Origin of the sequence: Companilactobacillus versmoldensis DSM 14857 = KCTC 3814, from assembly GCF_001434295.1 — a bacterium.
GTDB lineage: Bacteria > Bacillota > Bacilli > Lactobacillales > Lactobacillaceae > Companilactobacillus > Companilactobacillus versmoldensis.
The window spans coordinates 209245-230764 of record NZ_AZFA01000001.1 but is presented as its reverse complement, the minus strand read 5'-3'; the positions used below and the strand labels follow the sequence as shown (position 1 = coordinate 230764).

14 protein-coding genes are annotated in these 21520 nt (G+C 37.9%); 6 read left to right on the top strand and 8 right to left on the bottom strand.

The annotated features are described in order from the left end of the window. Positions 1 to 4: 4 nt before the first annotated feature. Positions 5 to 628 (top strand): Holliday junction resolvase RecU, encoded by a 624-nt coding sequence (gene recU / locus FC27_RS01125; protein WP_010623527.1) that lies wholly within the window; start codon positions 5 to 7, stop codon positions 626 to 628. Further along, complete coding sequence (locus FC27_RS01120; protein ID WP_010623528.1) at positions 628 to 3105, top strand: transglycosylase domain-containing protein; 2478 nt, start codon at positions 628 to 630, stop codon at positions 3103 to 3105. The genes recU and FC27_RS01120 overlap by 1 nt, the downstream gene beginning before the upstream one ends. A gap of 64 nt (positions 3106 to 3169) precedes the next feature. On the opposite strand, the gene FC27_RS01115 is transcribed toward FC27_RS01120, so the two are convergent. The 6 genes from FC27_RS01115 to FC27_RS01090 are packed head-to-tail and all read right to left on the bottom strand — an operon-like array spanning position 3170 to position 15029. Then, positions 3170 to 3823 carry an endonuclease III domain-containing protein gene (locus FC27_RS01115; RefSeq protein WP_010623529.1) on the bottom strand — a complete coding sequence of 218 codons (654 nt, stop codon included), beginning with the start codon at positions 3821 to 3823 and terminating at the stop codon, positions 3170 to 3172. Continuing rightward, positions 3823 to 4446 carry a DnaD domain-containing protein gene (locus FC27_RS01110; protein WP_010623530.1) on the bottom strand — a complete coding sequence of 208 codons (624 nt, stop codon included), beginning with the start codon at positions 4444 to 4446 and terminating at the stop codon, positions 3823 to 3825. Before FC27_RS01110 ends, FC27_RS01115 begins: the two co-directional genes overlap by 1 nt. Before the next feature lie 47 nt (positions 4447 to 4493). Beyond that, the gene (locus FC27_RS01105) at positions 4494 to 4973 is read right to left on the bottom strand and encodes a hypothetical protein (protein WP_010623531.1); all 480 of its coding nucleotides are present in this window, start codon (positions 4971 to 4973) and stop codon (positions 4494 to 4496) included. 49 nt (positions 4974 to 5022) lie between these two features. Then, a complete protein-coding gene (locus FC27_RS01100) occupies positions 5023 to 7827 on the bottom strand; it encodes a helicase C-terminal domain-containing protein (RefSeq protein ID WP_010623532.1) in 2805 nt (934 codons plus the stop codon). Between the two features lie 13 nt (positions 7828 to 7840). Continuing rightward, positions 7841 to 11509, bottom strand: a complete 3669-nt coding sequence (gene addA / locus FC27_RS01095; protein ID WP_010623533.1) for a helicase-exonuclease AddAB subunit AddA — start codon at positions 11507 to 11509, stop codon at positions 7841 to 7843. Continuing rightward, complete coding sequence (locus FC27_RS01090; protein ID WP_010623534.1) at positions 11502 to 15029, bottom strand: PD-(D/E)XK nuclease family protein; 3528 nt, start codon at positions 15027 to 15029, stop codon at positions 11502 to 11504. The genes addA and FC27_RS01090 overlap by 8 nt, the downstream gene beginning before the upstream one ends. Positions 15030 to 15137: 108 nt before the next feature. Here FC27_RS01090 and mvk point away from each other — a divergent pair, with 108 nt between their 5' ends. The 4 genes from mvk to fni are packed head-to-tail and all read left to right on the top strand — an operon-like array spanning position 15138 to position 19193. Next, positions 15138 to 16091 (top strand): mevalonate kinase, encoded by a 954-nt coding sequence (gene mvk, locus FC27_RS01085; RefSeq protein WP_010623535.1) that lies wholly within the window; start codon positions 15138 to 15140, stop codon positions 16089 to 16091. Next, a complete protein-coding gene (gene mvaD / locus FC27_RS01080) occupies positions 16084 to 17049 on the top strand; it encodes a diphosphomevalonate decarboxylase (RefSeq protein WP_010623536.1) in 966 nt (321 codons plus the stop codon). The genes mvk and mvaD overlap by 8 nt, the downstream gene beginning before the upstream one ends. A 22-nt stretch (positions 17050 to 17071) precedes the next feature. Beyond that, positions 17072 to 18151: a phosphomevalonate kinase gene (locus FC27_RS01075; protein ID WP_056938055.1), complete on the top strand. Its 1080-nt coding sequence runs from the start codon at positions 17072 to 17074 to the stop codon at positions 18149 to 18151. Beyond that, a complete protein-coding gene (fni, locus tag FC27_RS01070; protein ID WP_010623537.1) occupies positions 18144 to 19193 on the top strand; it encodes a type 2 isopentenyl-diphosphate Delta-isomerase in 1050 nt (349 codons plus the stop codon). The genes FC27_RS01075 and fni overlap by 8 nt, the downstream gene beginning before the upstream one ends. Here fni and FC27_RS01065 read toward each other — a convergent pair. Continuing rightward, complete coding sequence (locus FC27_RS01065; protein ID WP_010623538.1) at positions 19182 to 20534, bottom strand: RsmB/NOP family class I SAM-dependent RNA methyltransferase; 1353 nt, start codon at positions 20532 to 20534, stop codon at positions 19182 to 19184. The two genes, fni and FC27_RS01065, sit on opposite strands and share 12 nt — an antisense overlap. Then, positions 20531 to 21514: a hypothetical protein gene (locus tag FC27_RS01060; RefSeq protein ID WP_010623539.1), complete on the bottom strand. Its 984-nt coding sequence runs from the start codon at positions 21512 to 21514 to the stop codon at positions 20531 to 20533. The genes FC27_RS01065 and FC27_RS01060 overlap by 4 nt, the downstream gene beginning before the upstream one ends. Positions 21515 to 21520 lie beyond the last annotated feature (6 nt).

The following is a 21520-nucleotide window of genomic DNA, read 5'->3' as shown; positions in this document are numbered from 1 at the left end:
TATATTGAAATTTAATTACCCTGACGGGCGCCAATTTCATCAAAATACAAATCCAGCTAATCGTACTGCCACGGGAGCAAAAAAAGTGATCTTCGGTGATCGTGGTATGCGACTGGAAGATGAAATCAACGAAAGTAACAAGTACTATCGCGCTCATGAGATTGCTGTAATATACAAAAAACCAACGCCGGTTCAAATCGTTAAAGTTGATTATCCCAAAAGAAGTCGAGCTGTTATAAAGGAAGCTTATTTCCGTCAAGCTTCAACGACTGATTACAATGGAGTTTATCAAGGCTATTATGTGGACTTTGAGGCCAAAGAAACGACCAATAAAAACACTTTCCCATTGAAAAACTTCCATCAACATCAGATTGACCATCTCCGGGCTTGCGAAAAACAAAACGGTATCTGTTTCGTAATTATTAAGTATGTGACCCTTAATAGATATTTTATCATGCCAGCCAAGAAACTTTTCTTCTACTGGGAAAATCAGAAAAATGATGGGCCAAAGTCGATTCAGCTTTCAGATATTGAAAACGATTCTTATGAAATTATGGCAAACTATAACCCGACTTTGCCATATATTGAAGTTATTAATAAATTCATTAAGCAAAGAAAGGAGCAATAATGAATAATCAATCAAATAATAATAACCATGCTCCTTATTCACCTTGGAAAAACATTTTTAAATGGTTAGGTATTTTGATTGGTGCTGTGGTGATTGCTTTTATTGGTGTTTTTGCCTATTACGCCATGTCCGCTCCAGCAATCAGTCAAGAGACTCTCCAAAGCGGTGGTTCATCGACCATCGTTGATTCTAAGGGTAACCAAATTGGTTCCTTGGGGTCAAATAAGCGAAATTATGTCACTATCGATAAAGTCCCTCAACAAATGCAAGATGCTGTGATCTCGATCGAAGATAAAAACTTCTATAATGAGACCTTTGGTATCGATCCTGTCCGGATCGTCAAGTCAGCTTTTAATAATGCTACTAAAGGGACTTTACAAGGCGGTAGTACTTTGACTCAACAATTGATCAAACTTACTGCCTTCTCGACTGATGCTAAAGATCAAACTTTTAAACGCAAAATGCAAGAAGCTTGGTTAGCTGTAAAAGTCAGTCATGATTATTCGAAACAACAAATTCTGGAATTTTACGTTAATAAAGTTTATATGAATAATGGTGCTTATGGTATCGAAACTGGTGCCCGCTATTATTACGGTAAATCGCTTAAAGACCTCACTCTACCACAAATGGCCATGCTAGCCGGTCTACCTAATGCACCAAGCAATTATGATCCTTATAAACATCCTGAACAAGCTAAGCAGCGTCGTGATCTGGTTATCAGAGCTATGCTCGACAATGAAAAAATAACTAAGTCTCAAGCCGAGAAGGCTATCAATACACCAATCGATTCAGGATTACAGCCTTTTAAGGAAAATACCACTGGTAATGATACTGACAAAATGGTCACGGATCCATACATTAAGGAAGCTATTTCAGAAGTCAAAGCTAAAGGTTTTGATCCTTATCGTGATAATCTTAAGATCACAGTTAATATGGATTACGATGCTCAAAAACGTCTCTATAATATTGTTAATTCATCTAATTACGTCCAGTTTCCCGATTCGAAGATGCAAGTCGGAGCGACGATAGTTAATCCAAATAATGGTAAAGTCGTGGCCATGATCGGTGGTCGCAAATTATCAAATATCCAATTTGGACTTAATCGTGCGGTTCAGACCTCACGGAGCAATGGTTCAACTATGAAACCGATCCTTGATTACGGACCCGCGTTTGAATATTTGGATTGGTCGACTTACCATCAATTGTATGACACCAAATATGTCTATCCTGGAACTGATATTGTCCTAAAAGATTGGGATCAAACCTATAAGGGACAAATGAGTCTTCGTGAGGCTTTGGTAACTTCACGGAATGTTCCAGCTATCAAGACCTTGTCAACAGTTGGCTTCTCTAAAGCTAAGAAATTTGCTAAGAAATTAGGTATCACCATTCCAGATAATCAAGGTACTTCAGCTGGTATTGGTAGTGACGTATCCAGTTTACAAGGTGCTGCAGCTTATGCGACCTTTGCTAACGGTGGAGACTACTACAAACCAACCTATGTATCGAAAATCGAAACTGCTGATGGTATCACCCACTCATATCATTCTGAGCCGAAGAAGGCTATGAAAGCTTCAACTGCTTATATGATGACTGATGTGCTCAAAGGGGTGCCAACGAGTGAGGGATTTGCTCAATATGCAGCTATTTCTGGTCTTCATCAAGCTGGGAAAACTGGTACGACCAACTATTCTGACGATGCTTTAAGTAGTAACTCCAATTTAGAGAACACGGCTAAAGATGCTTGGTACAATGGCTACACCAAGAACTATTCAATGAGCGTTTGGACGGGTTATGACTCGCAGAATTCACATGGTGTGTCAGCCACTTATCAAAGTGTCGCTGGTAAGATCTACAAGGCTGAAATGCAATATCTCGCTAAGAAATCTACCAACTCAGACTGGAAGAAACCAAGTTCAGTCGTTAAATTGAAGATCAAAACTGGTGGATCGACAACACCTGTCGTTGCTTCACCAAGATCTTCAAGCAGTTCATACACTACTGAATTATTTGTCCGTGGACATGCACCGAATAATCCTTATAAGAATTACTCGAGTTCATCTAGTTCAAGCAGTTCAACGGGTTCAAGTTCTGAAGAAGTAATCCCTAACCGTCGTCAGAGTTCTGATGATGATGAAACTAACGATAACAATAATACTAATGAACAAAATGGTGACACTGATACTGGTGATGGTACGACAACCAATGGTGACAATGATCAAACTGTCACAGATGGCAATAATAACAATACCAATAACAATACCGGTGGAAACACTACTACCACTAACCCACCAACTACTGGTGGTGGAGATACTAATACTGGTGGTAACACAACTGTTGGTTCTAACAACAATAACAATACTGGAAATACCGGCAACACTGGTGGCGGTACGACCGATAACAACACTGGCGGTGGCACTACTCAAGGTGGAAACACTCAGGGTGGCAATACTCAAAGTGGCAGTGAAGCTGAATAAGCAAAATAAAAGGACTTTAACTTCCCTTTTTCAGGGATGTTAAAGTCCTTTTTGTTTATCAAAATCAATTTGCTTCGATTTCATTAGTTTGATTCATTTCATCACAAGCAATGATCAATTTATTGGTTTCTTCTTCAACTGGTAACTTCATCGAATATTTTCGACCATATTCAATCATCGTATGATGAGCTTGATGCAATTCCTCGGCTGGCAAAGCTGAAACGATTTTTTTCTCCACTTGAACTGGAGTCGCTTTTTGATCGACAAAATGCAGACGTTTGGAAATAGCTGATACATGAGTATCGACTGCAAAAGTTGCCTGATGAAAAACGTCACTTAAGACCACATTAGCCGTTTTTCTGCCCGCCCCTGGTAATTTCATTATCTCAGACCTAATTTCAGGCACAACATCATTATATTGCGTATGGATAAGTCCAGCCGTCTTGATGATATTTTTAGCCTTGTTGTGAAATAAGCCGACACTTTTGATCATCTCTTCCACGTCAGACAAATTTGCATTCATCAAGTCTTTAGGATCAGGATATTTAGCAAAAAGTATTGGTGTCACCTTATTAACGGAAACGTCAGTTGCTTGCGCGCTCAATATCACTGAAACTAAATATTGAAATGGCGTCCTTGAATCAAGTGATGGTTCAACCGGGCCAATATCAGCTTCCATTTGATGAATCGCCCAAACTATCTGGTCATCTTTTAACATTAATATTCCAACTTCTTTCTACGATCTTCTAATTGTCCGACAGTCTTAATATTACTCTTTTCCCAACTGATCAAAATACGATCCATGTATTTCAATGAATAAGCTTGATTCAAGACTGCCTCACGTAAGGCTAATTCAATCAATTTAATGCTGTAATGATCATCATCGATCCACTGATGAACTTGTTCCTGCTCGATCGGTGAGATCGGACGACCAAATTCAACTTCGATCTTTTTGAATAGTTCTTCCGTATCGGATAGTAACTTAGCCTTAGCATCAGAACTTTGCTGCTGCTCTAATAATTTATTCAAGCGATGATAAACCGGCGTCAAGGAGTAAATATCACGTTGTTGATGGTTTTCTACTACCGTTTTTAACTCGATCACTCCGAGCTTGATCATATTCTGGATACTGTTAAATATATTGGCTTCTTTTATGCCAGTATTCTTGGAGATCTCAGTCACCATTGGGAATTGATTGCCTTGTTGAGCATACATTTGTAAATTCAAAAAAATCATAAGCTCATTGGCAGTCATCCCTAATTCCCGAAAGTTTTTCAGAATCAAATTACTGACACTCGTTGTACCACTGTTGATAAATTGATTAAAAATTTCATCTTCCATTTCATAACACTCCAAAGAAAAAAGGTATGACATTACTGCCGATACCTTTAAATATTATTTATCAATTGCCGGCTCTTACCAGACTTAAAATCGACTAAGTCGTACCCGATTGTGCCATTCTTATTCTTAAAGGCAACTTCCCAAGTAGGCTTTTTCTTATATAGTCCCAAGTTGATATGCAGGATCTTTTTTGGATTATAACGTTCAGCTACACCATCAACGACTGATTGACGTAAAGGAGCATTATCCTTGTTGACTGTTTGAGTCTTTCCCGATTTAGCATTAATAATGATATAACGATACTGCTTTTTCGAGGTCAATCCACCAACTGAATAGTAGCGATCTTCACGCGTGTAATCACCAAAATAATCAGGATCCACGATACCGGCATTATCCTTGGCAATCGAATTTGATTGTGATTTTGCACTCGAATATGGTGCAAACGATAGATTGATATAAGTCAATGCCGAAACGACTACTAACGCTATTAATGAAATTGTTAATAAGATTTTTGTACTTCTACTCATAAATTCTTCCCTTTAGGTTAATCAACAAACATAGTATAGCAACTTTTGTTTATTTCAAAAACTTATTTATATCCTTTTTTATGTACTTCATATCATTTTGTACCACTGGCAGTCCATTTGGCAAAGATTTTAAAATGGTTTTCCCGTAATTTTTAGTTAAGATGCGATCATCTAATAAAATTATCACACCACGATCTTGAGAATTCCTGACCAAGCGACCCAATCCCTGACGAAGTTGCAAAATTGCTCTAGGTAAAGTATCAGCCTGGAAAACGTTGAACCCAGCTTTACCCATGGCTTCTTGACGGACTTTCACATCGATCATTTCCGGAGACTCAAATGGTATCCGTGTCACGATCAAAATCTCGAGCATCTTATTAGGAAAGTCGACCCCTTCCCAAAAGGAATTAGCACCTAAAAGCACAGAACGATTGCCGATAGCAAAACGTTTCTTGATCTTCTCATTGGTACCAGTGACACCTTGAGCAAGGATTTCCCATTTTTCTTTGACATCGGTCTCCATCAGCTGATTATATACGGCTTCTAAAGTAGTCAACGAATTAAATAATATCATGGTTTGGTAGTCCATGTCGTCTAAAATATCAACGATATGCTTGGTGACCATTGAATAATATTGTTCATTATTCAGACGAGTGATATCAGGGACATCTTCTGGCAAGTAAATTTTACTATTTTTTGCAATATTATTAGCATCCGGCAGGATCAACATCTCATTGATCTGTTCTTCATCAAGTTGCAGATCCAAAATAAAATGTGAAAAATCCTTTTGGATGGTGATTGCTGCGCCCATGGCATAAATTTGACTAAAGGCATCAGTCGTCTCTTTGATCAAATCGCGAATATCAAATTGACGCCAGCTCAACTTCAAAGTATTAGGTTCATAGAAGTCACGCATGTCGATCTGGATCCCAAAATCTGAATCTTTCTTCTGGATCACCTGCAATAATTCATCCATAGCCTGTAAAACTTTGCGGATCTTACTATTTTCAAGAATCAAGTTTGAAATGATCTTTGATAACTCGACAGAAATAAAATTCTTCTGAAAATTATATTGGTCAAATAAGACATCGATCCGATGAACGACCATTGTCAATTCAACGATCAGGTCAGACAAAAGATCGACCAAATTATGATCTTCTTTTTTGAATTCTTGTGGATTCAACAACAAACTGACGAATTGATTACGATCTTTTAAACCGACCTGTGTTTGGACATCGTTTTCGAAAATGTCGAATTCTAAGCGTTCCATCAATTCATCGATGGCCTGAAAATGAGTTTCCATATCTTGCAGATCTTGATAATTCCACAATTGAGTCGTCACCTCAGTAAAGGCATACCGGAGTGTGACACGATTCTGATACAGGATATCACTTAATTTCTTCACATAATCGTTTAACTTGTAAAAATCAATTGTCGGAGAGGCAACTTCGCGTAAATTATCAGCGTAGTGGTTAGCCTCATCAACAACTAAATATGAATTCTCGCCCCACATTGAACTATCCAAATGCCGAGCTAAATAGGCCTGGTTAGTGACCAAGATCAAAGATTCATGATAATGATTTTGTTGATAACGCCAAAAATCATCATCAGAGAAAACAGTTTTTTCTTTCAACTCACCACGGTGACGGATAATCGTGAACAGTGGATTATTGTAGTTAGTCAGATGCAGCTCATTCAAATCACCAGTAGTAGTTATCGTCAGCCAAACAAGTATCTTCATTTTCAAAAGTGCTGTATGACGATGTCCTTGATAATTTTCGATTGATTCATAAAAACGGTCCAGATCGATAAAATTATAGCTACTCTTAACCACCTCAGCATGATAATTATGCTGAGATACTTGGTTCAACAAAGGGATGGCCTGATCAACGATCTGTTGCTGCAAAACTTTCGTGGTAGTCGCGATGACCAACTTTTGTTGACTGTTGACTAAATAAGACAGTGGCAACAAATAGCCGATTGTCTTTCCTGAACCTGTTGGCGCTTCGATCAGATTCCATTTTTTATCTTTTTGACGATGATTGGCTGACTGATAAATATGGTCCATCAGATCAGCTTGATTTTTCCGATAATCTAATTTACCAGCCAATAAACTCTTTTTGGCTTTTTCAGAAGTTGGATACTTAGTCTTTTTATCGATTTGTTCACTAATGTGAAAATCTTTCTTACGAAGGACTAAGCCATTTTTTTCATACAAATAATCTGGTAATAATTTTTGATAATTTTCTCTTTGTTGATAAATACTTTTAAAGACAGTATTAGTTTCTCGAATAGTATCCTTACCTAAATCGACTAACTGTTTCAAAGTCGTCATCGATAGATCACGAATTTGACTTTCAATTACCAAAAATAGTTTTGCGGTCACCAAAGCATCGCTATCGGCACTATGTGGATTATCATGTTCAATGCTTAAATAACTAGTTAAATCTTGTAATTTATAACTACTTACAGTTGGAAACATTATTTGTGACAATTCCACCGTATCGATGGCTTTGATATTCAATTCGTTCATGCCGATCCGGTTGAATTCTCGATTCAAAAATGGCAGGTCAAAATTAACATTATGAGCAATAAAAATTTTGTCTTTCAATAACTTGAAGATCCCAGGTGCGAGTTCTTCAAACGTCGGTGAATCCTTAACATCATCATTGGTCAAACCAGTCAGTGCCGTAATCCGACTAGGAATCGGTACTTTGGGATTGATTTTTTGATTGAAGATCTTGGTGATCTCACCATCTTCAATCAATACACAGCCAAATTGAATAATACGCCCGTTGTCATGCCAATTGGCATTCGTTGTCTCCAGATCGACAACAGCGTAGGATTTTTTCACTATTAATTCACCACTAATCTAATTTCTCTATTTGATTGACCTTTAAGAAATAAAGATATTTTCCAATAACCGGTTTTTCTTTGATTAAGGAAATAGCTTTTGCATATAGGTTCAATTGTCCGGAATAAGTTTTGATTTTTTCCTGAAGGTTTTGACTATTAACATTATCAGTTTTGTAATCAAAAACAATAATTCCCTTTTCTAATTCAATCACACCGTCAATAATACCATGAACTAAGATTTTATCATCACTTGTCGAGCTATCTTTGGTAGAATTAAATAATTTTTCGGCGGGCATTAAGACTGAGAATGGAAATTCTCGCTCAACCTTTGTTGAATTCTCAACTATCGCTTTACCAAGTTTACTCTGATAAAAATTGATCAGACTAGTGATATCAATTTTTTGAGCAATTTCTTTTTTCAAAACATTGCTTTCTACTAATTGTTTGATCAGGTCAGTAAAAATATCTTCAGTCGGCATCTGTTCGATTGGGACCTTTTGGAGGACTAAGTGAGTCGCACTACCGATATCAGTCGCACTTACCTTCTTAGTTTCTACTAAAAAGCTCGGTTTTTTAAATTGATTGGAGAAATAGCGTCCAGAGTCATTGATTATATCAGCGCGAGCCATTTCATCGTCATCTGGATCAGAAAACAGGCCTTTGATCTCAGAGACTGACTGATAGGCTGTCGTATTGACCGCATCCTGATGAGTGTATTGAAAATCCAAAATATTGTCGACAGTATCTCGAAAAATCGGACTAGTCGGAACCTCTTCAGCTTGTTGAGTCTTAGTTTTTGAACCACTGATCTCAGTTGCATTTAGATTGATCAAATTGAGATCCATTTGACTCTTTTGGTTTGAAAATTGGTCACGTTCCTTATTATTTTTCGTCCAGGGGTCAGGAATGATACTCATCCCGATCAAGTTTTGATAAGAGTGAGCATTGATCCGGGCACCCTCATTGATGACACCTTGCTGGTTAGTTCTGACGTGCTCCCAGTTGCTAAGCATCTTGGTGGGCTCTTTGTTGAAACCAACTAAGACTAATTTTTGCTTGGCACGAGTCAATGCAACATACAAAAGCCGCATTTCTTCAGAAACTCCGGCAACTTGCTTTTGATCACTGATCAAACTTCGTTGGATAGTCCTGACATTAGCCCGACTGACCTGATTCAAAACACTGATCCCAATACCTGTGTGAACGTCATATAAAGTATCCGAAGTATAATCTTTATTATTAAAATTATCGTCGATATTCAACAAGATAACTATCGGAAATTCTAGTCCCTTACTAGCATGGATAGTCATCACTTTGACAGTATCATCAGTCGTTTCAATACTATTTGGCTGCGAAAGGTCACGGTCCATATCCTGCATCCGCTGAATAAAGTTGATAAATTTATGCAAACCCATAAAATTATTTTTTTCATAACTATTGGCACGTTGATACAAAGCATGTAAATTTGCTGAACGCTGCTTACCACCTGGCATCCCTGAAACATATTCCAAGATCCCAGTTTCCTGATAGATTTTCCAGATCAACTTGACCAAACTATTTTTATTAGCAAAGTCACGATATCCTTCCAAACGTTCCAAAAATGAAGCTAGTTTCGTTGCCAAATCAGTGTTATCAGCTTTGATATAGGCTAGTATGGCTGCATAGTAATCCTGCGTTCTGTCAGCCAATCGTATCTGGGCTAATTCTTCTTCATTCAATCCCACGATTGGTGAGCGCAAAACTGCCACTAATGGTACATCTTGACGAGGATTATCGATGATCTTCAGCATCGACATGACGATCTGCAACTCAGTCGTTTGAAAGTAGTTCTGAGCATCAGTCACCATTACGGGGATCTCAGCTTTTGAAAAATATGAGATCAGATCGGTATTGCTGTTTTTGTTACGCATCAAAATAGCGATATCCGAATACTTTAAGTCTCTGAACTGATTTTTCTTAGCATCAAAGACTTGATAGTTATCATCCATCAATTGCTTGATCCGATCAGCCACAAATTCGATCTTGCTGACACGCTTATCAATATTTTTCGATTCATCGAGATCAATATTTTCGGCTGGCTGAGTATCATCAACTATCTTCTGATCAGTTAAAATATCGATCTCATTACGAGTATCGGCTTCTTCCGGAAAGTTAGTTCCCGGGATCAACTTAACGCTGTCATCATAGTCGATATCACCAACGTTTCGATCAAGGATCTTTTTAAAGATCTGATTAACAAAATCATCGACACCGACTGATGAGCGGAAATTCTTTGATAACTGGATCAATTCATTAGGATCGTCTTCTTTTTGAAATCGTTGATACTTACCAGTAAAGATATAAGGAGCGGCTTGTCGGAAACCATAAATAGATTGTTTGATATCACCCACCATGAAAAGATGGTTGTTCTCATTTGACAGCAATTGGATGATATTCTCTTGCATAGTATTAACATCTTGATATTCATCGATCATGATCTCGTGAAATCTATTTTGATAATAATCCAAAGCAATTTTTTGACCGTCGACTTCACTATTCAATATTTTGACCGCCAAATGTTCTAGATCGTTGAAATCTAAAGCATGATTGCCATTTTTAAGATGATCATATTCTTTGATAAATGCGCGTTCGACCTCGACTAATTTTGAAACGATCACCTGAGATCTCTTGATAGTCTCGATCGTGTCGGATTCATTTTGAACAAAGTAACTATTATAGAGTTGTTCATCAACTTGTTTTTTCAAATCAGTTTTTTGGCTAGCGACCGACTTCGAAATACTATCGTCATCACTGAGCATTTTAGTCTTTTTGTCGACAGCTTTTGCCCGAGGAAACTTGAATTTAGCTAATTCTTCTCTAATGTCATCAAAAGCGGTGCCATTGATGATACTCTCTTTAATATTTGACAGTACCTTAGCACCTTCTTTTAACGGTTGAACATAATTTTGACTAAGGATATCGTCAGCGGCAATATCACTCAAACTATTTGTTTCGTCGATGATGTTGTCCAGATCTCGTAATAATTGTGGTTTGACCTTTTTTTGATAGAAAGCTGAATCGGTGATCGACTGATCTACTTGATAGGACTTCATCAAGTTATCGAGCCACTGATCTGTTTGGGCATTAGTGATGGCAAAGTTATACAGCTGATAAATCGTATCAGCGAGACCATCATCGCTCTTATCATTGGAAAAATTTTCGGTCAAATCGATAAAATCAGTATCATCTTTTTGATAATACTTGTTCCTGACATTGTCGAAAGCTTGCTCTTCAAGTAATGTCCGCTCAGTCTCGTCACTCAACAAACGAAAACTAGGGTCTAAGTCGATGACATAATAGTATTTTTTTATGACGCTCAGGCAAAAGGCATGTAAAGTGCTGATGTTGCTGACAGCCACTTTATAGATCTGTGATTGCATGTGCTGTTTTTGTGCCGGATCAAGCTCATCTTGAGCAACACTTTCTTTGATCCGTTTAATTAAACGTTCCTTCATTTCAGCAGCGGCAGGATCAGTAAAAGTTGCGACTAATAAATTATCGACGTTCTCATTGTTTTTCAATAATTCAATGATCCGCTCGACTAAGATGGTCGTCTTCCCAGAACCAGCGGCGGCTGAAACTAAGATATCATGGCCATGATGAAAGATGGCCTTTTTTTGATTTTCTGTCCATTCAGGCATTGTTCGTTTCTTCCTCCAAGATTTGCTCGATTCGCTTCAAGACGACTTTTTTAGCTTCCCGGCCGTGATTGATGATCTCGTGATATTCATTTTCTGGTAACATCGCATCAAACTGTAAGATTGGACGATAATCACTGAACTGCAATCCGGTTCGATTGGCACTGTCACGGAAAGGATTGATCTGTAATTTTCCGGAATAGATCTTCTCACCTGCTTGTTTGATCAAATGACGATTATAATTCAAGATCCGATAGAGATCTTGATTAGAAATGGCATTCTTTTTGTTGATGGTGATGCCCTTTGCTTTTGATTTGGAAATTGGCAAAATCAAAGAAGCACCAGAGACTAAACTATCAAGATTTTCCAACAGCTCATCATCGTCAACGATCAGCCCATCTAACTTGAATTTCTTTAATAATTCTTTTTCAACATCGACGCCCTTCTTAACCAGGATCTTTGGATTTTGGATATGTGAATAAAAGGCACCAGCAATTTTGACATCTTGACCAGAAGATAATTGTTCTTTGTTGGCAACCAGATTTTCGAGATAAGTTGGCATCTGCATAGTGATCCCATCTAAGAAACTATCGAAATCAAATTTATGTCCACTTGACTTGTAGTCGATAACCGCTAAATAATCACTTTTATCTAGTGACATTTCATCGATCCGGTCGATCTTTCCACGAACGTTGATCACGTGTCCACCAGGTATCTTGTATGATAAGCCTGGCAAGTCTTGTTTGGCATTGTTCATCCTGCCAAAAGCTACTTCAGTGGCACGAGGGATGAACTTATTACGGCCCAATTGTTCTTTGATAGCCCTGACTAACTGCAATAAAGTGTCTTGAGCTTTTTTGGAGATGAAGCCCATACGTTCATTAGCAGAAAAGATCTTATTCTCAGGCTTATCAAGTTCATTTTTGAAAACATCAGCAACATAGGCTGTCAATTGTTGATCTGACAAATTACGGATATCGACTTGTTGGTCATTAAGTAATTTGACCAATCCATCTAAGACTGCATGATAAAGTGAACCGGTTTGGGCTGAGGTGACTTCAAATATTTGTCGTGGCTGCAATCTTAGACCATATTTCAAGAAGTACTCATATTCATTTTGATAGAAAGTCTCCAGACGTGAGATCGAGACATCGATATTATTACCATAGAGTTTCTCGACGGTTTCTTTGTTGAGATCGACTGGTTTATTTTGATATTGTAATGAACTCAAGGCAAACTCTGAATCAGTCTGGTCTTCTTGCAATAAGCGGTTACGGACGTAGGTCCACTGGTCTGATAATTTTGCTTTGTTATCTAGAGCAGCACGCGAAACACGGATCACATAATTCAAACTAGCTTCAGCTGATCCCACGTATCTCAATACTTCATTTTCTTCCGTTTGCAAAGGATCAGGATTCAACATGATATCTTGCTGTGTAATCCCGAAATGTTCGGCGATCCTAGTGACATAGCTGGAAATGTCTTCCTGCTTATTATCTTCAGTATAATTGGGATAAGTAAAGATCAAACGAGTCGACGGTGTAGTGAATGTCAGACCGTGTAGAAATGGTTCAGAATTGTTCATCACTTCATCAGAAGCATTCAAGTACTTATCACTGTCTAAATTGTCAGAGATCAGTTGTCTTTCATCATCCGCAATGATGCCGTTTGAGACCGACGTACCAGGCATGTTGTTAACAGTTGCTCCTAATACGATGGTAATCTTACGGTTGTTAGGTTGAACCATCCCAATTTCAGAAATGTTGACCGCATCCAAAGTCGAAGGTATTTGTGAATATTGAGCACTTTCAAATGCAGCATCTAATATCTCGATGAACTCGTCACTTTTGAATTGTTCATCACCAAAGACACTGACATACTCATCGAGGATCGTATTGAATTTATCAACAACTTGCTCAGGCTGTCCAGCCGAAGTCAGGTCGTTTTGATCGGCTGCTTGTTGTTGCCAAACACCTAATCGATCAAATACCCCAAACTTGTCGAGAAAATTGAATAAAAAGGTCGCTGCATCTTTGGCAGTCTGTTCTTCGGTAAAGAACTCAGACCAAGATTGATAAATTTCCTTGATAAAGTTTCTGATTTCATTTATCTTTTGATAATCAAAAATGATATTCTGATCGATCTCACTATCTAGATTAGCTTGAGCTTCAAAGTCCTGCCCTAACCAAGCTTTACGTGTTGTTCCATTAGCTAAAACATAATTTTCTAGTAAATCGACTGCTTGACGATATTCAGAAATATCGGCCTTTTGGTATTTTTCAGGGATCATCAATTCAGTCCTTAATAAGGCTAAAGCATCTTCACTTTGCAAGCCGTGGTCTACTAAGGTGAACAAAAGGTCAACCAATTTTTTGAAGGGATGATCAGTCATCTTCCTTTGTAGATCAACGAAAGCTGGAATCTCGTTTTCAGCCATGAACGGTTCAATAAAAGAACCGTACTGATTCAGGTCTCGTGCTAAGATCAAGAAATCTTTATAACGATATTGCTGGTTAGCAACTAATTGACGGATATAAGTGCTGACAGCCGAAACTTCAGCTTGTTTGTTAGTACTCTTCCAGATTTGAACCGAATTGATCGAGTCCAAATGACTGCTTTTAATGGGACTCACTCCTGAAGATTGGATCCAGTAGTCCTCTAATTTGCCAATATCATCGCTGACACGACGGGTTTTGGTAAATTTACTGTGATAACTTACTCCATTATCCTTCGCCAAGTTATACAGTTGATTGAAAGTATTGGCCGGACGAGCATAAAAACTAGTTTTTTCAACCGGTTGAACCGCAGGAGTATCCAAAACTAACGAAATATTCAAATCTCCGCAATTAAGCAAAATAGCTTTAATGACTTGCAATTCTGAAGCAGTAAATGATGAGAATCCTTCAACATAAAAGTGATAATGCTTACTATGTAAATCAGCGTCCAGATAATCAGCTAAGGCGTCTAATTTAAAATTGTTAGTCGCATATTGTTCGATAGCTTCGGTGTACTTGCGATAAATCAGATTCAGTTCACCTATTTTTCCGGTAAAAATGTCATTTTGATTTTGCTTCATGACATCTTCCACGTCGTCTGGAGTGACCTGGCCATTTTCGAATTCGGTAAATTGACTGGTCAGTTGGTCGATAAAGCCACTTTTATCAGCCATTCCGGATAATATTTTCAACTGTGAACGATTTTGCTCGATTACGCGTCTGATGATCATGGCCGACTTTGTATCAGTCAATGTTTCAATGTTATAAACATCACTGCCACGCAAAAAATACCAAGCTAGACGTGACAAAGAAAAACATTGGACGCTATTGCTGGCAACTAGTTCTCCATTACCTTGAATCTGACCGAGATCATTTAAAACCCTGATCTCAGATTCAAACTTGATATGGTTCGGTACGATGAAGAAAAATTTTCCTTTGGGATCAGTCTCAAGGTCTTGTTGAAACTGTTTGATCATCTCTTGATGATGATCGTATTGGTTGGTTCCGAGAATAAAATTAAGTGTCATTAGTCTTCTCCTAATACAAAAATTCTATCATAGTTAAATCGGTATATAGTGGAAATAAGTTCAAAGTATGTTTAAAATATATTCTTAGAGAAATTGAGGTGAATGCCGTTGAATAATGGTATTGGTAAAAGTCACGGGAAAATGATCATTATGGGGGAACATGCTGTAGTTTACGGTTATCCAGCTATCGCCTTTCCTCTTCTGAGCATTCCTGTAATTGTACGTATAAAAGAAAGTTCTGAAAAAACTTTGTTGTCAAATTACTTCGTCGGCAAAATCGCTGATCTTCCTGATGCATTATCGGGAGTCAAATATTTGATCGATATCCTCGATCATGAATTTAATCAACAAGATATAAATTATGCTATTTTTATCGATAGTGGTCTACCTATCGAACGAGGCTTGGGTTCATCAGCTGCCATCGGCGCAGCCATCACCAGAGCTTTTTTTGACTTTTTCGATCAACCGATCGACCAAGAAAAACTGCTGAAACACATCAATAAATCGGAGACGGTCACTCATTGTAAGGCCAGTGGCTTAGATGCTAACACCGTCATTTCAGAATCACCGATCAAATTCGGCAAAGATAAAGCTGCCAGTCACTTCTCATTTACATCAGACGGCTTTATCGTCATTGCTGATTCTGGGATCAAGGGAAAAACTAAAGAAACCGTTGCTGATGTTAGGACAATGTATGATAAAGCGCCTGAAAAAATCGGTCAAATGTTGGAACAATTAGGACAACATACCGAAGATACTGTCATCGCTTTAAAAAATAACGACTTAGTCAAATTGGGCCAAATCTTTACTGATGCCAATTCGATCCTGTCAAAATTGAATCTAGCTGTTCCCAAAACTGATAAATTAAATAAAGCAGCAATCTCAGCTGGAGCCCTTGGTAGTAAAATCACCGGCGGTGGTCGTGGTGGCTGTACTATTAGTCTGGCCAAAAACCTTGAAGATGCAAAGAAAATTCAACAAGCACTACGAGAGAACGGTGCCGAACAAACTTGGACCCAACCACTATCAATCTACGAAAATGAGGGAACTGACTTTGACTAAAACAGCGCGAGCTTATACAAATATTGCTCTGATCAAATATTGGGGTAAAAAGGATCCTGCTTTAAAGCTCCCCTACACTAACAGTTTGTCCCTAACACTAGATAAATATTATACTGACACTACATCGCAAATTATTTCGGAATCAAAAGATATCATCAGTTTAGACGGTGATATCTTAGATGATAAATCTAGCCAAAGAATCAGAAATTATCTCGACGTAGTTCGGGAAAAATTTGACCGTCAGGAACATTTACAAGTCGTTTCGACTAATCACGTGCCTATGGCAGCCGGGTTTGCGTCCTCTGCCTCCGGATTTGCCGCTCTGGCAGCCTCGATCGACCAAACATTTCAATTGAATCTATCAAAACGTTCTCTTTCATCATTAGCACGTTTAGGATCTGGTTCTGCTACTAGATCTATTTTTGGTGGTTTCGTTGAGTGGCATGCCGGAAATGATGATGATACCTCGTATGCTGAACCGATCAATGAAGACCCGCAATTTGACATAGTCGTCTTATCAGCAGTCATTTCGACAGCGAAGAAAGAAATTTCGTCTACTCAAGGGATGGAAATGTCAGTAAAAACTTCGCCTTTCTATTCAAGTTGGTGTACACTTGTGGATTCAGAGACTGAAGACATTAAGCAAGCAATTGCAAATAAAGACTTACAAAAAATCGGGGAAATAGCTGAGCACAACGCACTTTCGATGCATGCTTTAACGTTGTCAGCCAATCCACCGTATACTTATTTTGCTCCAGAAACGATTGAAGTTATCAAGTTGGTAAAACACTTACGTAGTACAGGGATTTTAGCATATGTTACAATCGATGCTGGTCCTAACGTTAAAATCATTTGTAGTCAGGAGTCCGTTTCTGAGGTCCAAAGATATCTTAATAATTCTCTAAAAAATGTTCAGACATTTGAGGCCCATATTGGAAAAGGTATACAATACATTTGATATTTAGAAAGGTATGATATTTTTGTCCACAGGAAGAGCACCTGGAAAATTATACATTGCGGGAGAATACGCTGTTGTCGAAACAGGCTTCCCTGCAGTGATTGCCTCTGTTGATCAATACGTAACCGTAACAGTTACTGAATCAAAAAATGGAGGAACTATACAATCTAAAAACTTAAATAAAGAATTGATCCATTGGGACCGTAAAGGTAGCGAATTGGTCTTCGACGATACTGAAAGTCAGTTAGCTTATATTCTTACAGCGATAAAATTCGTTGAAAGATATGCTTTAGAGAAGCAAAAAAAATTAGCCTATTATGATCTTTTAGTTACCAGTGAATTAGATTCTAAAGATGGTAAAAAATTTGGTCTAGGTAGCTCGGCTGCTGTCACAGTGGCGGTTGTTAAAGCACTAGGCTCCTTTTATGGTCTAAATTTGACTAAAATGGATGTTTATAAATTATCTTCGATCGCTCACTTATCAGTTCAAGGCAACGGTAGTCTAGGTGATATTGCTGCAAGCGCCTTTGGTGGTATTGTTGCTTACAAGTCGCCTGATCGTAACTGGGTCTTCAATATGGTCCGTAATCACAGCTTAGGTAAACTCTTAAAGCTTGATTGGCCTAATCTAAAGATCGAGCCACTCAAATTACCCAAGGAATTAGAAATGATCGTAGGTTGGACAGGTTCACCTGCATCTACCTCGATTCTTGTAGACCGTATCGCCTTGACTAAGGCTCAGAAAGTTGAAAAGTATCAACATTTCTTACATTCGAGTCGCAAGAGTGTTGAAAAATTGATTCAAGGTTTCCGTGACAGTGATTCTGATAGGATCAAAGAAATGATCAGTAATTATCGGAAACTTTTGACTGATTTAGCTAAATTCAGTGATGTTCATATTGAAACCAAATTATTGACTAAGTTGTGTGATATCGCAGAAAAAGCCGGTGGTGCGGCTAAGACATCTGGTGCCGGTGGCGGTGACTGTGGAATCGTCATCAGCAATAAGAATTTAAATATCAATACCCTTAAAAAAGAATGGAAAAAAGTTGGGATCACTCCTCTCAAACTCAAAATTGGAGATATAATCGACCATGCCTAAACAGGATGAACAAATTCAACGGAAACTAGAGCATTTATTTTTAGCTGAAAAATACTATAATGATGAATCTTTTGCTGGTTTCGACCAAGTGAGATTACTACATGATGCCCTACCTGAATTGAATACTTCTGAAATCGACCTCGGGGTCGATTTTTTAGGAACTAAGGTCGGCGCACCAATTTATTTCAATGCCATCACTGGGGGCTCCAAGCAATCAGAAAGATTTAATAGTGAACTATCTAAATTAGCCAACAAATTTGATATCCCTGTTTCCAGCGGATCAATGGGTGTCTATTTTCGGATACCAGAAACAGCTAAAAGTTTCAAAGTCCTCCGAGAAAATAATCCCGGTGGCTTTGTGATCGCCAATGTTTCTGCTAAAGCTGATTTAAAAAAAGCTCAACGAGCAATCCAGTTGATTTCAGCCAATGCCTTACAGATCCATTTAAATGTTTTGCAGGAATTAGCTATGCCTGAAGGCGATAGAGATTTCCACTGGCAAGATAATATTCAAGAAATCGTTAATAACATAGATGTCCCTGTTATAGTCAAAGAAGTTGGCTTTGGATTATCTACCAAAAACATTCATCAATTGGAGGAAATCGGCGTTAAAAACCTTGATATTTCTGGTTTTGGTGGCACTGATTTTGCTGAAATTGAAAGTGCTCGTAATCATGAACTTGATTTGACATACTTAGACCAACTATCCCTTTCAACAGTCGAATCACTGATTGAAGCTCAATCTAGTAGTCAAGAAACGAACATTTTCGCTTCTGGTGGAATCAAAACAGCCCTAGATGTCGTGAAAGCATTAAGAATGGGCGCCCAGTCAGTCGGAATTTCTGGTTTAGCTTTGCACCACCTCCAGAAATATTCTTTTACAGAAACAGAAGAGTTCTTTGAGACTTTGATCGTGGAAATAAAAATTATTCTGGCTGCTATCGGTGCAAAAAATATTGCAGAAATAAAAAAAGCCCCGATCATTTATGATCCAGACTTAATAAATTACGCTAAACAACGTAAAATCAACTTAACGTCTTAATCCTTTGGGATAGACGTTTTTTATTTGCTTATTGCTGTATCTTCCCCAACTGAATAACTTGTTTTGATAACTCAAACCAATCCACTTATTAGAAAAATCGGGTTGAGTATCCAAGATAACTGATTCACCGTGGAGATACTTTTTATATTCTTCATCAGATAAATTATAAATAGCTTTTAAATCACTCGCTTGAGTAGCCAAAACCATCGCAATGTCTGGCTCCAAGCGATTTTTTTTGAATTCACCGATATTCAAACCATTACGCATCACATGCAAACTTGAAAAACGTGAATCCAAACTAGCAGCTTGATAAAGAAAATCTTTGACTCGTAAGAGATTATCTTGTGGGAGAACCTCTAAGTTAGTTTGTGCAAATTTCTTTAATAGTTCGAGATCTGGTTTCTTCAAATTTTGTTTAAGTTGCTTGATCCGCAATTTGCTCTCGGCACCCGATTTTTGAAGTTGACACATAAAATGTCCTTCACCTTTAAAGTTATCAGGGAACATCCGTAATGCTTTTTTTAATTCAGGATCGTTATTTCCCCAAGCAGGCACACCATCTTCCATTCCAGGATATTTCTTAACTTCGTTCAATTTCATATCAGGATATGTCTTCAACAGATATTCGATATTAGCTTCATTTTCCTCTGGGGAAAAGGTACAAGTAGAATAAACCAGTCTCCCGCCAGGTTTTAAGAGTTTGTATGCTGAATCTAAAATGTGACGTTGGCGATTGGCACATTGTTCAACATATTCTGGAGACCAATATTTGACTGATTCAGGATCTTTGCGAAACATTCCTTCACCAGAGCATGGCGCATCCACTAAAATTTTATCAAAATACTCATTAAAGCCCTTCTCAAATTCCTGTGGTGAGTTATTTGTGACGATTGTATTAGTGATACCCATTCTTTCGATGTTTGAGGACAATACTTTTGCTCGCTGGTGATTGATCTCGTTACTCACCAAAATGTCCTGTGGGTCCATTAAAGTGGCCAAATAAGTCGACTTACTTCCGGGTGCAGCACAAAGATCGAGTATCCGGTCGTTTTTTTCAGGTGCAACTAATTCTGCAACATACATTGCACTTGGTTCCTGACTATATAAATAGCCGGCAATATGGTCGATCTGTTTCCCATCGATGCTTCCGTAATAACCCACATTTGAGTATGGAATTGGCGCATCTAAACTGACTTTGACATTTTTAAAATCATCTTTTAAGGGATTGAGTCTAAAAGCATCAATACTGTCAGCTTGGATGGCTTGAAAAATTTTTTCAGCTCGATCACCTAGTAATTTTTGGTATTTCTCTTTAAATTCTTTGCTCAAATCGACTCTCATGCTTCTTTTTGGGGCTCCTTTTTAACGAGGTAAATTTGGTAGATACCAACAGCTATCGCAGCAATTATCGAAACGACAAGATAACTGTTGAAAATCGCATGACTGATAATGACAATTTTCCAGGTCGTCCATAAGAATGCCAAGACATAAGGAATGATAGTAAACATCAGATATCTTAGTAGCAAACTGTTTCGATAATTATTCTTCAAATCACCAGTCAATTTTGTTTTCTTAATATCAAATCGAAGTGGCAATAAAATATAGATCTCCACAACAATCGTCACGATCAAGGTCAACAATAATGAAAGGATATAAAGATTGCCACTATTATTAGTCTGAACTGCCGTGAAGTCATCTGTTTGCGGACTATACTTATGTGTCGAACTAACATGCATCAATTTTTTGATTTTAGCCAAATCAGTTTTGGAACTGACCACATTACCGTCGATCACTGGGATCAAATCTTTTAATTGCTTATTAGATTTGCGCTGGGTTGGCGACAAAGAGATCAGTGTTTGTTCATTCAATAATTGAGCATTATTAAACCCAATATTACCAATCACTGAAATATAACGTTTATCTGTTTTGATATAAGCCTGACTTTGTGGTTTATAACTTTTGATACTGGAATTTTGCCCTTGAACGGCAAAAGGAATCTGCGATTTAAAATCGGTTTTTGAAAAATAGCGGCCTGAGACGGTCGGCAATTTCTTTAAGCTATGATTTCCATAAATATATCCAAAACTACTGTTATCTTTGTCAAAAAAGATAATTTGATACTTGCTCAATTTCATTTTGTTTAAATCCACGATCGTGTTGGTCAAATTCCGTTTAGAATTGGTCTTCAGAACTGTGGCATTATCACTCATACCGAGTCGATTCATAGTGTTATTGTATTTGATTGAGTCATTTTTAGAGATTGCAACTGCAGCCAAAAGAACGACCAAAAAAATAATCACACTTGAAATAAATTTTTTCATTGATAT

Bases quoted from the DNA above. Each gene is read 5' to 3' on its own strand.
- FC27_RS01120 (WP_010623528.1), top strand. From the start codon at position 628: ATGAATAATCAATCAAATAATAATAACCATGCTCCTTATTCACCTTGG.
- FC27_RS01115 (WP_010623529.1), bottom strand. From the start codon at position 3,823: ATGTTAAAAGATGACCAGATAGTTTGGGCGATTCATCAAATGGAAGCT.
- FC27_RS01110 (WP_010623530.1), bottom strand. From the start codon at position 4,446: ATGGAAGATGAAATTTTTAATCAATTTATCAACAGTGGTACAACGAGT.
- FC27_RS01105 (WP_010623531.1), bottom strand. From the start codon at position 4,973: ATGAGTAGAAGTACAAAAATCTTATTAACAATTTCATTAATAGCGTTA.
- addA (WP_010623533.1), bottom strand. From the start codon at position 11,509: ATGCCTGAATGGACAGAAAATCAAAAAAAGGCCATCTTTCATCATGGC.
- FC27_RS01090 (WP_010623534.1), bottom strand. From the start codon at position 15,029: ATGACACTTAATTTTATTCTCGGAACCAACCAATACGATCATCATCAA.
- fni (WP_010623537.1), top strand. From the start codon at position 18,144: ATGCCTAAACAGGATGAACAAATTCAACGGAAACTAGAGCATTTATTT.
- FC27_RS01065 (WP_010623538.1), bottom strand. From the start codon at position 20,534: ATGAGAGTCGATTTGAGCAAAGAATTTAAAGAGAAATACCAAAAATTA.
- FC27_RS01060 (WP_010623539.1), bottom strand. From the start codon at position 21,514: ATGAAAAAATTTATTTCAAGTGTGATTATTTTTTTGGTCGTTCTTTTG.